This is a genomic window from Fibrobacter sp. UWP2 (assembly GCF_900141705.1).
Classification (GTDB): Bacteria; Fibrobacterota; Fibrobacteria; order Fibrobacterales; family Fibrobacteraceae; genus Fibrobacter.
Genome location: NZ_FQYM01000013.1, coordinates 22,010 through 38,859, shown reverse-complemented (window position 1 = coordinate 38,859; position 16,850 = coordinate 22,010). Strand labels below are relative to the sequence as shown.

15 protein-coding genes and 1 pseudogene are annotated in these 16,850 nt (G+C 56.6%); 6 read left to right on the top strand and 10 right to left on the bottom strand.

Translation table 11 applies throughout. The annotated features are described in order from the left end of the window. Nucleotides 1-5 precede the first annotated feature (5 nt). The 5 genes and pseudogenes from BUB55_RS07850 to rpsT form a co-directional block, all read right to left on the bottom strand. On the bottom strand, nucleotides 6-2,954 hold the full coding sequence (locus BUB55_RS07850; protein WP_234971857.1) for a hypothetical protein: 2,949 nt from the start codon (nucleotides 2,952-2,954) through the stop codon (nucleotides 6-8). Nucleotides 2,955-2,959: 5 nt separating this feature from the next. Next, entirely contained in the window at nucleotides 2,960-3,475 is a 516-nt protein-coding gene (locus BUB55_RS07845; protein ID WP_073189727.1) for a hypothetical protein, read from the bottom strand. 11 nt (nucleotides 3,476-3,486) lie between these two features. Beyond that, a complete protein-coding gene (locus tag BUB55_RS07840) occupies nucleotides 3,487-3,903 on the bottom strand; it encodes a roadblock/LC7 domain-containing protein (RefSeq protein ID WP_073189725.1) in 417 nt (138 codons plus the stop codon). 427 nt (nucleotides 3,904-4,330) lie between these two features. After that, nucleotides 4,331-4,894, bottom strand: a pseudogene (locus BUB55_RS14755) (ATP/GTP-binding protein); the annotation flags it as partial. Nucleotides 4,895-5,098: 204 nt separating this feature from the next. Beyond that, nucleotides 5,099-5,359: a 30S ribosomal protein S20 gene (rpsT, locus tag BUB55_RS07830; RefSeq protein WP_073189721.1), complete on the bottom strand. Its 261-nt coding sequence runs from the start codon at nucleotides 5,357-5,359 to the stop codon at nucleotides 5,099-5,101. 133 nt (nucleotides 5,360-5,492) lie between these two features. On the opposite strand from rpsT, the gene BUB55_RS07825 reads away from it, so the two are divergent. The 3 genes from BUB55_RS07825 to BUB55_RS07815 all read left to right on the top strand — a co-directional run bounded on the left by BUB55_RS07825 (nucleotide 5,493) and on the right by BUB55_RS07815 (nucleotide 8,530). After that, nucleotides 5,493-6,605, top strand: a complete 1,113-nt coding sequence (locus BUB55_RS07825) for a DegT/DnrJ/EryC1/StrS family aminotransferase (protein ID WP_073189719.1) — start codon at nucleotides 5,493-5,495, stop codon at nucleotides 6,603-6,605. Next, entirely contained in the window at nucleotides 6,602-7,114 is a 513-nt protein-coding gene (locus BUB55_RS07820) for an acyl-CoA thioesterase (RefSeq protein ID WP_234971856.1), read from the top strand. Before BUB55_RS07825 ends, BUB55_RS07820 begins: the two co-directional genes overlap by 4 nt. 75 nt (nucleotides 7,115-7,189) lie before the next feature. Further along, nucleotides 7,190-8,530, top strand: coding sequence for an MATE family efflux transporter (locus BUB55_RS07815; protein WP_073189718.1), 1,341 nt, complete (start codon nucleotides 7,190-7,192; stop codon nucleotides 8,528-8,530). Here BUB55_RS07815 and BUB55_RS07810 read toward each other — a convergent pair. Beyond that, a complete protein-coding gene (locus BUB55_RS07810) occupies nucleotides 8,527-9,246 on the bottom strand; it encodes a fibrobacter succinogenes major paralogous domain-containing protein (protein ID WP_234971855.1) in 720 nt (239 codons plus the stop codon). The two genes, BUB55_RS07815 and BUB55_RS07810, sit on opposite strands and share 4 nt — an antisense overlap. A 131-nt stretch (nucleotides 9,247-9,377) precedes the next feature. Here BUB55_RS07810 and dnaG point away from each other — a divergent pair, with 131 nt between their 5' ends. From dnaG to BUB55_RS07795, 3 genes are read left to right on the top strand one after another with little or no spacing between them, the layout of a single operon-like run. After that, a complete protein-coding gene (dnaG, locus tag BUB55_RS07805) occupies nucleotides 9,378-11,288 on the top strand; it encodes a DNA primase (protein ID WP_083596930.1) in 1,911 nt (636 codons plus the stop codon). A 3-nt stretch (nucleotides 11,289-11,291) separates the two neighbouring features. After that, complete coding sequence (gene sufC / locus BUB55_RS07800) at nucleotides 11,292-12,038, top strand: Fe-S cluster assembly ATPase SufC (RefSeq protein WP_073189714.1); 747 nt, start codon at nucleotides 11,292-11,294, stop codon at nucleotides 12,036-12,038. Further along, complete coding sequence (locus tag BUB55_RS07795) at nucleotides 12,038-13,015, top strand: SufB/SufD family protein (protein ID WP_073189712.1); 978 nt, start codon at nucleotides 12,038-12,040, stop codon at nucleotides 13,013-13,015. Before sufC ends, BUB55_RS07795 begins: the two co-directional genes overlap by 1 nt. A gap of 328 nt (nucleotides 13,016-13,343) precedes the next feature. Here the strand turns inward: BUB55_RS07795 and BUB55_RS07790 are convergent, their stop codons facing one another. The 4 genes from BUB55_RS07790 to BUB55_RS07775 all read right to left on the bottom strand — a co-directional run bounded on the left by BUB55_RS07790 (nucleotide 13,344) and on the right by BUB55_RS07775 (nucleotide 16,834). Then, nucleotides 13,344-15,251: a SulP family inorganic anion transporter gene (locus BUB55_RS07790; protein ID WP_073189710.1), complete on the bottom strand. Its 1,908-nt coding sequence runs from the start codon at nucleotides 15,249-15,251 to the stop codon at nucleotides 13,344-13,346. A gap of 102 nt (nucleotides 15,252-15,353) precedes the next feature. Then, nucleotides 15,354-15,689 (bottom strand): hypothetical protein, encoded by a 336-nt coding sequence (locus BUB55_RS07785; RefSeq protein ID WP_073189708.1) that lies wholly within the window; start codon nucleotides 15,687-15,689, stop codon nucleotides 15,354-15,356. Nucleotides 15,690-15,703: 14 nt separating this feature from the next. Beyond that, nucleotides 15,704-16,288 (bottom strand): hypothetical protein, encoded by a 585-nt coding sequence (locus BUB55_RS07780; RefSeq protein WP_073189707.1) that lies wholly within the window; start codon nucleotides 16,286-16,288, stop codon nucleotides 15,704-15,706. Nucleotides 16,289-16,297: 9 nt separating this feature from the next. Continuing rightward, on the bottom strand, nucleotides 16,298-16,834 hold the full coding sequence (locus BUB55_RS07775) for a sulfurtransferase TusA family protein (RefSeq protein WP_073189705.1): 537 nt from the start codon (nucleotides 16,832-16,834) through the stop codon (nucleotides 16,298-16,300). Nucleotides 16,835-16,850 lie beyond the last annotated feature (16 nt).

The following is a 16,850-nucleotide window of genomic DNA, read 5'->3' as shown; positions in this document are numbered from 1 at the left end:
CCACATCAGAATACCGCCCTCGCCTCGGTGCTGAGTTTTTGGAAAACGTTCTCTTCGGCGTCGCCAAAACGGAGCACATAGTGCAACCCAAAAGAAATAAAATCGTTCGCGTCGACCGACGCCGTGGCCTCCAAACGGTAGGTCCTGCCGGCGCTATACCCCGACATCATCTGGTACGGCGTCACGTCGCCCCCATCCTCCATTTGAACCGCGGCAAAACGCACAAAGGCGTCGGCTACGTTGTTCTTTGCGTAACCCACGCGGAGCGAGCCCTCCCACAGGTATGCGTCGAACTGGTAGTCGGCATCATCGCTCCCCGCGCCCGTGCGGTAGCGGCCCCCAGGCTCAATGTGAAAGCCGTCCCAAAAGCTAAAGCGGTAGCGGCCCGAAATGTCGCGCGTATCCCACTCCAGATCCTGCAGGGCGTCCAGTTCCTCGTCCTCGAGCAACAGCGTCGCCCCCACAAAGTGGTTCTCGTTGATGTCAAAGCCTGCGTCCACCTCATGGTGGAAACACGTCTCGAAATACGAAATGGAACTGAGTATCTTTTCGAAGTCGGCACCGGGCTTGTACATAAGCGAGATTCCCACAGGGTGTCTCCAGTTGAGACGCGCCTCCCACGAAACCGTCCCCGATGAAATCTTGCGAAGTCCGTGCGGCGTGACCGGCGGGAAATACAGGCGCTTGCCTGTGGTGTCCTCCCCCTCGGCATTGTAGGAGCCTCCCACCGTAATGTCGCGCAAAATTCCCTGGCGGATCCCCATCAAAAGCCCCGGATTCACGTCCATGTCGATGCCAAACGAGGCGTTGGAAGCAAGCACAGCCCCCACCGAATCGTTACGGCCCATGCCCTCGTAAACGTAGTCGCCGTTGTCGACGCCCTCAATGAAGGCGCCCGTCACGCTGTCGTAGCGAACGTCGCCCGTGCCCGGCGCCACCGCCTTGTAAATGGCGGTATAGGTCTGCTCCTCGGTGAGGCCCAGCTTGTAATTCACGTTCCCCGAAAAACCGCGGTCGTCATCGCCAAAGCGGGCGTTCAAGTCGCCGACCCAGCTATTCTCGCTGTCCGAGGAATCCAACGTGCGTTTTTCGTACTGCAAAAAATGCGAGAGGTCCACGTAATGGCCCCGGTACTCGGCGGTTTGCGTCCAGGTGAGCGACTTGAGCGAATCCGCCCAGTCGTCGCCAAAGGTGCCGCCCCGACGCTTGGCGAGTTTGCTCTCAAAGCCCTCGCTCGCATTCCAGTTGTCACCCACAAGGCTAAAACCCGTACCGCCCTTGCCGTAGGCGATTTCGTCCTCGGTGTTCTCCGCCGGCGCACTAGCGACGCCCTCAGTCACCTTGGTGTAGCGCACGTCAAAATTGCCGAAGGGGCGCCACAGCCCTTGCAAATACTCAGCGGAACCTGTCGACTGGTAGCGTTCCATCTCGTTTGCCTGGACACTCGCAACACGAATCGCGTTCAAGTCGCTTTTGACCAGGTTCGTCTTGTGCAACAGTGAGAGCTTTGCCCTTGAGGCGTTCCATTCTTCACCCTCGCCCTGGCGGTAACCCCAAAGGGCCTGCGTGAACCAGCCCGTGGCAATGCGGTAGCGCATGCCGAATTCGTCGTGACGGAGGTCGCCTCCCAGCAGGGCGCTGTCCAAGTCCCACTCGTCGCGAAGTTTGTACGAATTCCAGTCCTGATCGCTGCCCTGGAATTCATTTACCTCAAACCCGTCTTGAATGTAGTTGCCATAAACGGAGAAGGCCACAGGGAATTTTTTCATTTGCTCGGTGGAGTCCGTGGTCAAATACCAGCGAAACGCCCTCCCCTCGGGGCCACCTACACCGTGCGAAAGCGTGTTGGAGTCCTTGCGGTTCATGGCAACTTCCAAGTCGGCATAGTAGCGGCGGTCCGCCTGCAAGCGCATCCTGGCGCCCGCCCGTTCCACTCGCTCGGGGCGGTGCAGCGCCATGAGCGAGTCCACGCCTCCCAAGGTGCTGTCGTAGCGGTAAAGGGCGCCTCCCTTGTCCGCCTTCAGGGCTGCGTAGTCCTCGTCGGTCCACGTCCCGCGTTTTAGGCGGTCGCGGTCGTTCTCCAAACGGAAACCCGAAAGATCCAAATATATGTTCGGGTGGCGGTACTTGGCATTGGCGGCATAGAGGTTATAGATGTTGTCCTCCTCGTAGGCGTCGTATTCCACACGAATCTCGTCATCGGGACCAGGAATCCGCTTCCCCATGAAATCGACGAGGCCGCCCGCGTAATTGATTTCGTAATCCACGCCTCGCGTCAACTTGTTGCCGTTCAGCCAAACCGTCTCGGAGTTGGGGACCACGGCAAGGTAGTCGCCGCTTTCGCTAATGGAGTAGCCCTCGCGCTGTCCCGACACACCGTTCATCACGCGTTGCATGCGGTTCACCTCGTCGGTACCGGCAGCGCCGCGCACCTCAGTGTAGCCCGCCCGCAAGCCCGCCATGGCGCCGAGCGTCGAGCGCTCTATCGAAAAAAGACCCATGTTCTCGTCCTTCCAGGTGAGGTCGCCCAGGTGCACCATCCAATGGCGGCTCTCGGCCCTAAAGTAAATCTGGTCCACATCCTGGAGCGTAGCCGTGGTCTGGTCGCCCGCCTTGCGGTCCACGTCGCTCAGCAAGGCGTCAATAAACACGCTGTCGCCCACCATGCCCTGGATAGATAGGCGGAGTTCCTGATCGATTTGCGTGCCGCCGTCACCCACGGTGACCTGCATGGTCTTGTATCCATGAGTTTCGAGATTATTTTGTTTGTAGTTTTTAGCCGAGGGCGAGCCAGTTGCCGCGACCGCCTCGGGTATCGATTTATTTTGTACAAGATAATCGGGATTCCAAACGGGGACCGAGTCCAAGTTCAAGGCGAACGCATGACCAAGCGCCAGCAGTGCAAAAAACACTCCTGTGCAGGCACGCATTCCGAGACGGTTCGCCCCGCGCATACCGCCTACCTATCGAGGGACTTTATTACGAATTGTTGGCTCGAGAGGAGCTTGCGCCCCGCCACCAGGTCCACGCTCCATTCGCCCGGTTTTAGCAGCTTGGGCGAAATTTCGGTATGGCACACATTGATGTCGGACTGTGACGACTCCGCCTTGGACTCGATGCCCTTGCGGGTTTCGGGATCCCTGACTTCACAAGGCAGGACCTGGATGGTGTCGGTGCCCCAGAACCAGATATGCACCAGCGTGTCGCCCGCGAACTGGTTTGCATTGGATATGGTGGAATAAAAGTAAAGGCGCGTGTTCTCTTCAAAGACACTGTCAACACCGAACGGCGTCCCGCGGACCACGTTGCGGCAGACCACGCTCTGCGCCGGAGAGAGTTCCGTCTCGTACACGTCGGCAACGGCGCGGTCCTCGAGCCAAATGTCTATAAAGCGGTGCACAAAGAATGCTAAAAAGACGACGAGTACAAGAACCGTCGTCTTTCTGATACTGCGGAGTGGCGGGAGTTTAGCCACAAAGACCTCAATTAGATGAGCTTGCTAGTGTTCTGCGTAAAGGCGGGGACGGCGTCCACCAGTTTTTCGACCAACAGGCGGTTGAAGTCGTCGATGCGGTTGGGCAAGCGGGAACCCGGGAAAATCTGGACTAAAAGCAAGGCCTCGTCGACCGGGGCAATGTACACAGAACGGTTTTCACCCGCGTAAGATACAGACAAGAAGTTCTCGCCGCCCAACATGAGGCCCACCTGCTTGGCGGAGTCGAACGATGCCGTCGAGAGCACGGCCAAAGGTGTGGCGTCCAAGCCAAGGGAACCAACCTCGGCAATGATGGATCCGTCGCGGTGACAAAGAACAATGTACTCGGCCTTGACACTCGCCTGGTAAGCCTGCATCAAGCGACGCACTTTACCGACATCATCGGAATAAATGGTAAAATCACTCATTCTGCACCTACTTCAAAAATCTTTCGCGTTACTTCTTTTTGGGGACGTACGGACGCAATTCAATTTCATCATCCGCAGTCTCCTGCGGCTTGTCGACGACACGGCCAAAGGTGGGCATGCGGGAAGCCGGTGCCGCGGCACGCGGACGACCAAACGGCGAGGAAGTCACTCCCTTTTGGAACAACCCCGAACCACTACCGCCAGACGGGGCTCCGCCAACGGGCGGCTTGGCTGCAAACGACGGCATTTTGAACGGGGACGACGCCGGAGCGCCACCCATGGATTGACCTACAGCAGGGGCTGCCGGCTTGGGAGCGGCCTGCGTTACAGACACGCCTTCCTTGGTGAGGGACACGTCGTGAACGCCCGTGTTATTCACGCTTTCGGCGGCCTTGCGGAGGAATCCCTGCTTCACGTTGAACTTTTCAATCACCAGCATGGCGATGGTCTTGAGCGTGGTCACCACGCCCTTGCCGTTGTGCGCCGTCGCCGGGAAGAACGGGACTCCGCGAGGGTTCAATTCCGCGTTCATCTCGTCGAGAGTAAACACATTGTCCATGTCGCGCTTGTTGTACTGCAGCACAAAGGGCATGTCATCGAGATCCATGCCGTAATCCTGCAGGTTCTGGCGCAAGTTCTGGAGGCTCTCGATATTTTCGGCCTGGCGAGAGCGCTGGGAGTCGGCCACAAAAACAATTCCATCCACACCGCGAAGCACCAGCTTACGGGTACTGTTGTAATAAACCTGGCCGGGAACCGTGTAAAGTTGGAAACGAGTCTTAAAGCCCTTGATATCGCCAAGGTTCAGCGGGAGGAAGTCAAAGAACAAAGTACGGTCGCCCTCGGTAGCCAAGGACACCATGTCGGTGCGCTTGTCCTGGGGCATTTTCTGGTGGATGACCTGCAAATTCGTGGTCTTGCCGCTTAGGCCCGGACCATAGTAAACCACCTTACAACTAATCTCTCGTGTAGCAAAATTTATCGAAGACATTTCAATTCCTTGAACTCTAAGATTTAATCTAGCAAAAAATCGTTATAAGACAACAACTTAGGAGTGGAAACCGTTGATTTTTTGCCATTTTGGGGCGATAAACGCAGAGAGGAGGCAAAAGCGTTTGGGGCAAAAAACAGAAAACACCGGTGCACATCGGTGCATCGGTTTTCCTTTTTTAGCTCAAAGCTGAACTAGAGGCTATTAGGCAAAGCCGTTAATGACTTTGGCGACCTTGGCCTTGTAGTTCGCAGCGCGGTTGGCGTTGAAACCGGCGCGCTTGGAGCTGGCAGCCTTGTCGAGCTTGCTGAAGAGCTTCGGCATTTCAGCAAGGGCGGCTTCCTTCGTGGTAGCGGTACGGATGACCTTGAGGCTAGCACGAATTTCTGCACGGGCAGCACGGTTCATGGCATTGGCCTTTTCGGCCTGACGCAAGCGCTTTTTGCAAGATTTATGTTGCGGCACTTTATATCTCCGGGTAAAAACTTACTTAAAATTTTTTGTAGGCACAAAGATAGTAAAGCACAGAAATTTGTCAACCCCTCCCACCCTCGCCATTTGCTAAATAACGCCCATTATTTGCTAAATTATAGGCATTATGATGCCATTTGCGAACCTCACGGCCCAAAGAGAGGCCTATAAAAGCGAGCTGGAAGAGGCCGAAAACGCCGTCTTGGACAGTGGTTGCTACATAGGCGGACCAGCGGTCGCGGACCTGGAACGCAAATTGGCCGATTTTTGCGGAATCGAGCACGCCATCACCTGCGGGAGCGGGACCGAGGCGCTGACCATCGCCCTGATGGCACTCGGGGTCGTACCTGGGGACGAGGTCATCGTCCCGGACTTCACCTTCATCGCGCCTGCGGAATGCGTCGCCTTTTTGGGCGCCGTACCGAAATTCGCCGACATCGACCCCGAAACGCTCCAGATCGACCCGGAAAGCGTAAAGGCGCTGATTGGACCCAAGACGCGCGGGATTATTGGCGTGGACCTCTTTGGGCAGTGCGCCCCGTTCGCGGAACTGCGCCGGATTGCAGATGAGCACGGACTGTGGATCCTGGAAGACGCGGCACAGGCATTCGGGGCATCACAGGAATCAAATGATTCTGGATTAGGACCGCGCCGCGCCTGCACCCTCGGGGACATTTCCATCACGAGTTTCTACCCCTCCAAGCCGCTGGGTTGCTACGGCGACGGTGGCGCAATATTCACTTCGGATGCGCGGCTCGCCGAGAAGGTGCGCATGCTCGCAAACCACGGATGCAGAGAACGCTACCTGCACGAGACCGTCGGCATGAACAGCAGGCTTGACGCCCTGCAGGCGGCCATTTTGCGGGTAAAACTCCGCCACTTCGAGGACGAGCTGAAGGTGCGCCGCGAGAACGCCCGCAAGTACAATGATTTTTTTGCCGCCTTTGGCGATATACAGCCGCAACGGATCGCCCCCGGGAATACAAGCACCTATGCGCAATACACGCTCTTGGTGAGGGACCGCGAAACATTTATACAGGTGCTCGACCGCGCCCAGGTGCCTCACTGCATCCACTACCCCATGCCGCTGCACCGGCAGCCATGCTTCGCGGGGGCAGGATGTATTGCTGATGGGAGCAAGAACCATGCCGAAATCGCGAGCCAGAAGGCAGTAAGCCTCCCCGTCTGCGCCTTTACCGATGTAGATTTTATCATAGACAAGCTGAGGTCCGTCCTATGAAGAATACCGACCTGATTCCCGAAATCGCAAACGACATGACCCCCCGCAAGGTGAGGGATTCGCAGACGGAGACGCACGCCATCGTGCATCCGGACAACACGAACGCACTCCACAACGCCTTCGGCGGGTACCTGATGGGCCTCATGGACGTGGCCGCCTGCGTAGTCGCGTTCAACCATGCGGGCCGCAAGGTGAACACCATCTCCATCGACGGGGTGCGGTTCTTCCGCCCGGCAACGCTCGGGACTATCCTCAACATCCACGCAAGCCTGAACCGCGCGTTCAACACCTCCATGGAAATCGGCCTGAAAATCACCGAAACCGACCCGGTGAACAAGTGCGAACTGCCTATCGCGCACGGCTACTTCACGTTCGTCGCCATCGGCGAAGACGGCCGTCCCACCGCGGTCGCCCCCGTGGAGCCCGAAACCGAAGAGGAAAAGCGCCGCTACGAGCAGGCACTCGTCCGCCGCGAAGCGCGTATTGCTCTCGGGAAGAAGCTGGGATAACGCTGTATACAGGCGGAACCATTATTTATGTCCGGGGCTCTTTCTGAGCCCCCTTCCCATTTCTAAAATTGTGCCATGCGCGGAACCCAAAAAGACGTCAAAGACCGCTCCCTGATAAGCCTCTCCTGGCCGCTTATCCTCACGTTCGCCGTGGGCATGATCCAGCCCATGATGGACAGCTGGTTCCTCTCGCGCACTTCCGAAACCGCGGCCGCCGGCGTCGGCGCCATGCTCCCGATTCTAGGCGCATTGTTTACCGCACTCCACGCCTTCGCGCAGTCCGGCGCAAGCATCGTCTCGCAGTACATCGGCGCCAAGCAGAACAGCCACGCGAACAGCACGCAGACGATGGTCCTCTTCGGGAGCATCTTGCTCGGGGTCGCCCTCACGCTCGTCATCTTCCCGCTTTCGGGGCATATCCCGCAATGGATGGGCCTCACCGAGGAACCCGCGAAATACGCGATGATGTTCCTGAGCGTCGTCTCGTTCGGGTTCGCATTCCGCGCGCTGCAGACCATCCTCACTGCGCTCATCGCCACGCACGGCCTTACCGTATGGAACCTCGTGGGCAACACGCTCACCATCGCCTCGAACGCCGGCCTGAACGTCGTGTTCCTCGAAGGATATTTCGGGCTCCCCAAGATGGGCGTTTACGGCGTGGCCCTCGCCACAGCGCTCTCGTGGCTGATATCCTCGGGCATTTTGTGGATGGTGCTCAAGTTCAAGGTAAAGCACCAGAGCAAAGCACGCGACTGGAAGCGCTCCCGCATACTCCTCCCCGACTGGATTCGCATCGGCCTCCCCGCCGCCGCGGAACCCATCAGTTTCCAGCTTTTCCAGGTGTTCATTACCGCGATGGTCGTGTACGTGGGCACCACCGCGATGACCGCCCGCGTGTTCGCGGGTAACTTCGCCGCCCTTTCCGTGATTCTCGGGGTCGGCCTCGGCAGCGGAAACCAGATTCTCGTGGCACACCTCGTAGGCGCCCACGACTTTGTGAAGGCGAACCGCCGCGTTTACCAGACGCTCGCCGTAGGCATCACGAGCGGGCTCTTGCTCTCGATAGTCGTCGCTCTCTTGGGCGAACACCTGCTACGGCTCTACACCGACAATCCCGAAGTTCTCAGGCTCGGAAAAATCTGCCTCTGGTGCGACGTAGCCGTACAGCCGTTCAAGGCGGTGAACTTCATCCTCACCACGTCGCTGCGTGCCGCGGGCGATTCCAAGTTCCCCGCGATTGTCGGGAGCGGCATGATGTGGACGCTCGGGCTTGCGACTTCGCTTATCCTCGCGTTTGTCGTGGGGCTAGGCCTCCCCGGCCTCTGGCTCGGCATGGCGAGCGATGAATTCTACCGCTCGTTTGCCAACATCTGGCGCTGGAGAAGCGGCCGCTGGAAAAGTAAGGCCGTGGTTTAGTCCTGGATGCAACGCACCGAGAACCCGACGTCCTTATCGTAGTAGTCCAGGTACGCAATGTCGTTGAGGTAGTACAAGTACATGCCGTACGCGTAGTAGCTATCGCCCTCCGTAGAACTCCAGAAGTCCGCGCTGCCGCCCTCGCTGCTGAAACCCCCAATGCTGTTCCTGATGCCAGCAGGGAGCGCCGAGAACCCGAAAGCATCCATGCCGTTACCACCGCTATTCCAACCGGACGTGGACTTGAGCACCTTGCCTGCCGTCGATTGTCCACCGACTGCGTTGAACAACGTTTCCCATTCGGCCTTACTCGGCAAATGCCAACCATTGGGGCATACACCCTGAATGTTTCCTGACGGCAGAGAGCATGTATAGCCATAGCCACATTCGCTTTCCGACTTACCTACCGCCGCGGCCCACCTGTAAAGCCTTCCGTATTTTTCACAATACTCAGCAGTATTTTTGTAACAGAAACTAGAGTCTGTTTTGAAGTTAAGATTCTCTGCCATCCATACCTGGTCGCCAATCTTTACTGTTTTGTAGGTCTGACCATCACGGTCATCCTTAATGCAGTTTTCGTCTGTCTTTACGTTGCACTGAACCCTTTCATATTCCGAACTGCTGCTGGACTTGGCGCTGGAAGAAGACTCCCCACCCGAAGGCCGCGTCGCGAAATCACTTTCATCATCGCTACACGCGACAAAGAAAAACGCCAAGAAAAGCGCAAATACAAGATGTAAGGATCCTCGCCTACGCGAGGATGACAACACTCTAGGATGACACCACAAGTTCGTCATATTTCCTCCTTTTATCCGCCTTAAATATAAGAAATTGCTAAATTTTATATATGCCCTTTTACCCGGATGAAGTCATTCAGCAGCTCAAAAGTCAAGCGGACATTTCGCTAGTCATCCAGCAGTTTTTGCCGCTGAAGCGCACGGGTACAAACCGCTACGTGGGCGTATGCCCCTTCCACGACGACCACTCCCCCTCCATGACGGTAAACCCGACTATCGGCATTTACAAGTGCTTTGCCTGCGGTGCGGGAGGAGACGTCTTCAAGTTCGTGCAGGAGCACGAAAAAATCGACTTTAACGGCGCGGTGGAATGGGTCGCGAACTTCGTGGGATTCCCGCTTCCCAAGTTTTCCTCGAAGGAAAACGCCGAAGTCACCGAAGAGCGCGCCATGGTGCGCAAGCTAAACGAGCTTGCCTGCGAATGGTTCGAACAGCAGCTCTCGCTCTGTCCCAAAGCCCTCGAATACCTGGCCAAACGCAACATCTCGGAACAAACACGCAAGCAATTCCACATCGGCTACGCCCCCGATGGGCGCGAGGGCTTTATCGCCTATGCGGCAAAGAACGGCTTTTCGCCCCGCGACTGCGTGAAAGCGGGGCTCGCCACCGAAAAGAAGAACGGCGGCATCGCTGACAAGTTCCGCGACCGCCTGATGATTGCCATCCAGAACCAGTCGGGAATCGTTGTCGCGTTCGGCGGTCGTGACCTCGCCCCCAAGCAAGAAGGATTCGAGCGCCCAAAATACATGAATAGCCCCGACACGGCACTCTACAACAAGAGCGAAATCCTTTTCGGCCTGAACCATAGCCGTGGCGCCATCGCAAAAGAGAACGCTGTCATCATCGTCGAAGGCTATTTCGACCTGATGAGCCTCTACCAGGGCGGCGTCCAGAACGTGGTGGCGGCATCGGGCACCGCCCTCACCGAATTCCACGCGAACATCCTCGCCCGCTACGCGAAAACTGCCTATCTCGTGTTCGACGGCGACGCCGCAGGCCAAAAGGCGACCATGCGTTCGCTAGAAATCGTGCTCCCCAAGGGCATCAACCCGCGGATTTTCGCACTCTCGCGCCCCGACGGCACCAAGATTGACCCGGACAACTTCGTGAACGAGCGCGGCGCCGACGCCTTCCGTGCAGAACTCTCGCAGGCCGAGGACTGGCTCAGTTACCTCGCCCGCAAAAAGGATCTGAGCAGCATCGAGGCGCGCGCCGAGTTCATCACCTACGCGAAATCCCTCGTCAAGAGCATCGAGAACAAGGAACTGCAGAACCAGTACCTGAACCTCATCGCAGAACGCTTCGACACGAACCGCTCCCTAAGCGGGGTCAAGAGCATCAAGCCACAGAAAAAGCCCCCGGTACAACCGCAAGCCATCCCCGAGGAATACGGTGTCGACTATTCCGCGCCGGTGCAGGAACAGGTCCGCGTCCCGTGGGAAATCCTTTCCCCCGTCGAAATCCGCTTCGCAAGCCTGCTGTTCCACAATCCAACCCTCCTGGACCGCGCCTGCGAATACTTCGACATGGACTTTGCCGCAAGCGGCATCCAACTGCTCGAATCTTCACTCATAGACGAGTTCATCAACACGATTATCGCGGGCTACACCGAGACGGGCCACTTTTCGGCGCAACTCCTGTACGAACAGCTCTCGCCCACGCTGCAGCTTTTCCTGGAGAACATCCCCGAGGAATCGTGGACGCCCCCGAAGGAAATCATCGAATTCTACGAGACCCTGATGGTCCTCACACTCCGCCTCTGCGACCGTATCAAGAAGCAGATTTCGCTTTCAACGCAGGAAGGCATGGAGCTGAGGATCCGCTTGAACCAGTTCTCGCAAAACATGCAAAAGCTGGATTCGCAATACAAGAAGGGCTCGCTATCCATCGACTATTTAGCAGACCAAATCATCAAAAGCAAGCTATCTTTAATCCAAATCCTGGCCGCCACACAAGGATAAACTATGCTATCTATAAAAAACCTCAAGGCAAGTATTGAAGACGGAACCCAAATCCTGAAGGGAATCAATCTCGAAGTGAAGCCCGGCGAAGTTCACGCCATCATGGGCCCGAACGGCTCGGGCAAGAGTACCCTTTCGAAGGTCATCATGGGCCACCCCGCCTATCACGTGGACGGCGGTTCCGTGGAACTCGACGGCAAAAACCTGCTCGAGATGGAAATCAGCGAACGCGCAAACTCGGGGCTGTTCATCAGCACGCAGTACCCCACCGAAATCCCCGGCGTGAACAACGTGGAATTTTTGAAGATGGCGCTCAACAGCAAGCGAGCCTACCTCGGTCTCCCCGAGATTAGCGACGACGAGTTCAAAAAGCTCTGCGAAGATAAAATGGAACTCCTCGAAATGGACGAACGCTACCGCGACCGTGGCGTGAACGAAGGCTACAGCGGCGGCGAAAAAAAGAGGAACGAGATTTTGCAAATGGCCATTTTAGACCCGAAGGTGAGTTTCCTCGACGAGACGGACTCCGGTTTGGACATTGACGCGCTACGCATCGTGGCAAACGGCATCAACCACATCATGAGCCCCGAAAAGGCAGTCATCCTCGTGACGCACTACCAGAGGCTTCTCGACTACATCAAGCCCACCTACGTGCATGTGCTGCGCCACGGCAGGATTATTTTGAGCGGCGGTCCGGAACTCGCCCTCAAGCTCGAAGAACAGGGCTACGACTGGATCGAGGAAAACTAATGAACGCCATTGAACGCATACAGCAACTGGGAATGCCCCGCCGCAATAACGAATTGTGGTCGTTCTTCCCCGTAGCCAAGATTCCCGCACCGGAATTTCCCGACGCCTGCGCCAGCGAAGAGGACTTTTCCGGCGAAACCGATTTCGCGGCCCTCCTGCCGGTGGCGCAAAACGCGCGCACGATGGTCCAGAACATCGCCGACGGTTCCGAAGAGATGGCGCTCCTCAAGTGCAACAACGATTTCGGACGCACCATCCTGAACGTAGGCAAGGGCGCAAAGGCGAGTTTCGAGATTCTCGACAACAAGGTCGCCCACAAAATCGCCGCCGAACGCTTTGACGTGAACATTGGCGAAGGCGCCGACGTGGAATTTTTCTTCGCGAATCCTGCGAACGACCTGCCGCTGCGTTTTAGGCACTTCCGCATCACGCAGGCAGCCGGCTCCCAAGTACGATTTTCCTCCATCGAACGCGGGAACGGCATCTCCCGCGTAAGCATCGACGCCTTTTTGCAAGGCGCAGGCGCCCATTTTGAAATCCGCACCCTGAACATTTTGAACGGAGACTCTAGCAGCCACCACAGGCTCACCATCCACCACGAGGTTCCAGAGACGACAAGCATCCAGTTCGCCCGCAACCTTTTGGACGGTCACGCCACCGCCAGCTACGACGGCAGCGTCATTGTGAACCCTGACTGCACCAAGGCTTTCTCGAGCCAGCTCGTGAACACCATCCTGCTTTCCGAAGACAGTTCCGTCTCGGTGAAGCCGGTCCTCAAAATCTACCACGACGACGTGGAATGCACCCACGGCAACACATGCGGAGAACTGGACCCGGACCAAATGTTCTACCTGGTGAGCCGCGGAATTCCGCCCGAAAACGCCAAAAAGATGCTCGTAGAAGCCTTCGCGAAGGAGCTGTTCTACCCGCTCCCCGAGACACCCGCCAAAAAGCGCCTGCTCCAGACCCTCGCCTAGCCCCGCGACAACGGCGGTGCCCCTAAAAAACGCCCTCCAAAAAAGGAAAAGCGGCTCCTTTGTGAGGAGCCGCCTTATTAGGAGGGAATGAGAACACTCTATTAAACACTATTGAGAAGTATCATTGTTACTGCTGCAAAGGTCACCACAAAATTCGCGAAAAACGTATTGTTGGAAAGGTCTCTTAAAATCTGTTTTTTCATGACACCCCTCTTCTGTTTTTTTTGAACAACCATAATATAGATTAGCCACACCCTAGATTCAAGTATCACAAATCACACTGCGATTTAGGTCACAAAGTGACATTTTACTTACGCGGCAAAGCGGCTTATTTCTTGATTTCTTCAATCTTGCGGATGGGTTCGTCCATCATCTTTTCGGTAATAACTTCGGGCGTTTCCTCGGCGACGGCGGCATTGGACTCCTCGGGAATCCAAGGCTTGTCGAGGCTGCGTTCCCATGACACCGTCGGCGCGGGGATGGCCTCCTTGGAGGAGTCCACCAGCGGGAGGCCCAGAATTTCGCGGGCCCTGTTCAGGGCGGCATCAATGTTGCCGAGGGCGTTTTCTTCGCCCAGCTGCTTGAGCACGCCGGCACGAGTCAGCGCCACCACCGGCTGGGCATGCACTCCCGAGAGCAAAAGCTGCGTCCCCTCGCGCTTGCAGCGGTTCATGAGGTCCTCAATCATGTTGATGCCCGCGGCATCGATGCTCGAGACACTGCGCATGCGCAAAATGAGAATTTTCGGGGTTTCCGAAATACGGTTCATGGTCTCCTTGAACTTGTCTACTGCCCCAAAGAACAGCGAACCGGCAAGTTCGTAAACCACCACGCCTTTGGGCACCTGGCGGCTGAGCTCGTTTCTGGCGGCCTCTTCGTCGTCGTCCTTGAGGGCCGTAGACACCGCCTCGACCTCGGCCACGTCGCTCATGCGCTTAATGAAGAGCACCGCGGCCAAAAGCACGCCCACCTCAATGGCGACCGTAAGGTCAATAATCACCGTAAGGAAGAAAGCGACCAGCATCACGGTCACGTCGCTCTTGGGCGCCTTGAACATCTTGATGACGCTGTGGTAGCCGCACATGTTGAACGCCACCTGGAAAAGCACCGCCGCGAGCGCCGCCATGGGGATCATCTCGGCGTACTTGCCCAAGACCAGCATAATCAGCAAAAGCACTACCGCATGGACCAGGCCGCTAATCGGGCTCACGGCGCCGTTACGAATGTTCGTCGCCGTACGGGCAATGGCGCCCGTCGCCGGGATGCCGCCAAAAATGGGAGAAAGGATGTTCGCAACGCCCTGGCCAAAGAGCTCGGTATTGGAACGGTGCTTGGTGCTCGTCATACCATCGGCGACCACCGCCGAAAGCAGGGACTCGATGGCGCCGAGCATGGCGATGGTGAGTGCCGGCTGGAACACCTTCTGCATCATCTCGAGGCTGATGTTCGGGAGGTGCGGCACCGGGAATCCGCTCGGGATGTGGTTCTTCATGCCGATGGTCACCACGCCGTGGCCCGTAATGGGATCATCCCAACCCAGGACCTTCACCATAATGGTCGCAACGATAATCGCAATGAGGGAGCCCGGCACTTTCGAGGTGATTTTAGGCCACAAAATGCAAACCAGCAGAGCGACAAGGCCCACGATCACCGAATACCCGTTGGTCGTGTCGAGGGAGGACGCGTAGAGCTTGATTTTACCCACGGCGTCGGCGGGGTCCTTTGCCAAAAAGCGGAGACCGAGGAAATTTGGAACTTGGCCCAGAGCGATGATAATGGCAATGCCCGCGGTAAAGCCTACCGTCACGGGATACGGGATGAACTTGATAATGGCGCCAAATTTCGCCAAACCAAAAATCACGAGGAAAATACCGGCAAGGAGCGTCGCCGAGGCGAGTCCGTCGTAACCGTACTGGCTCACGATGCCGTAGACAATCACAATGAAGGCACCCGTAGGCCCGCCTATCTGGAAGCGGGAACCGCCCAAGAAACTGATGACAAAACCCGCGATAATGGCCGTGTAAAGGCCCTGTTCCGGGCCGACACCGGAGGCAATGGCAAAGGCGATCGCCAAGGGGAGCGCCAAAATACCCACAATAAGGCCGCTCATCAGGTCACTGGTGAAGTCCTTTTTTGTGTAGCCGTGCTTGACACTGCGAAAAAGTTCGGGGGTAATGGTAGCAACAACGCCTGTCAAATAGTTCTTGACGGATTCCTTGGCGTGTATATTCTGCATTAGGCACTCCTGATAAGGGCGCGCCAAATTTAGGAAAATTTACATTCCCTGTTAAGGGGGATAGAAAAAAATTATGGAGGATGACGTCTAAGCTCTAACCACTTATAAAAGTCCCTTCTTGGCAGAGCGCATCAGGTTCCTCACTTGCTTTTTGTCGAGCTGCGGGACCTCGGCGTCACGCTCGCGGCGGGACTTGGGGGCGCATTCCTCGCAAAAGTGTTTGATGACCGTACCGAAGCTCGCGGCGCCGTTACCCACGTCGGTTTGACGGGTACGGTAAGAGCGGACCAGGGCCTCCTTGTGGCATTTGTCGCAAATACCCATCTTGGGGGCGGCAGGCTCATGAGACCTTTCCTTTTTCTTCTTTTCGTCGTCCATAGCCCAGGCACGTGCACTGGCTGCATTCTTTGAGGCAAAGTGATCGTCAAACAAGCTCATAGTTTACTCCTAATTTATTTTATCGCTTCTAATATACAATCTTGCAAGTACAACGAGAGCAGGGTAAGGCACAAAGAGGTGGGTTTTGCGTCCTCAGAATAGAGACTGCGGGCAAACTTGCCTCGTTCGGCCTGCATTTCCTTGAATTTTTCGGCATGTTCGGCAAATTCAATGATTTGCACCCTCGTCGGGTCCTTGGATACAAAGCCACGAATGCTCTCGTTCAGCTTATCGACCTGATCCGGAATCTCGGGCAAAAGCCCTTGCGGGATCGTCACAAAATGCACATAGGACTGCGTCTTTTTAATGATTTCGTCGGCCAGGCTACCATAGGTCGCGGCAACCTTCTCGGCGTCCCCCCTCTCGCGCTTCATCTCGCCAAGCCCAAGGCCAAGCACAATGCGGCCCGCCTGCTTGCCAATGATGTCGGAAGACGCCCTGGCGACAAACTGCGAAATGGTGGGGAGTGCGGGGGCGTTCACAGAAAACTGCATAGGACGATTCGGCCTGCGGCACAGGAGCATCTCCACGCAGCGGGAGGCCGCCTCGCCCTGTTCACCAAAAAGTTCATCACCTATGATTAGTATTCTGTTTTCCACACTAGAAATCTACTCTTTCTTGACTTGTTTGACTACTTTCAAGACCCAATAATCGCCTGTTTTTTGGCGAAAAACCACCTTGTGGCCGTCGGCGACCAGCGCCCCGGGTACATTTTCGATAGGGCTCCCGTCGTCGAGCCATATTTCCAGGGTCTTCCCCTCGGGGTAGCCTGCCATCACCAAGCGGCTGCGCGCCGCATTACGGGGGCACTCGACCCCCCGCAGGTCCAAAAATGTGGGTAATTCGCACTGGAGGGCGTCAGGTAGTGCCGAAACCTTCGTTTTTTCGCAAAAATCGGCTATTTCCAGGCTATGTTCGACCGGAGATTCGAGCCACGAAGCAAGCGAAATGCCCGGCAAACGCGCCAAAAGCACCCTCGAAAGCGCCTCGCCAGGGGCCAAAACCGCCCCCGTACAGCGGCGGAACCACTCCGCACAGGCATACGAGACCAGCGTTTTGAGCGCCTCCGCAAAATTGGGGGCCAAACCGTTCGCGGCAATCCAGCGACCGATGGTCGAATCCTTCAAATTTTCCCATTCTGCCATAATTTTTTGCCGTAGT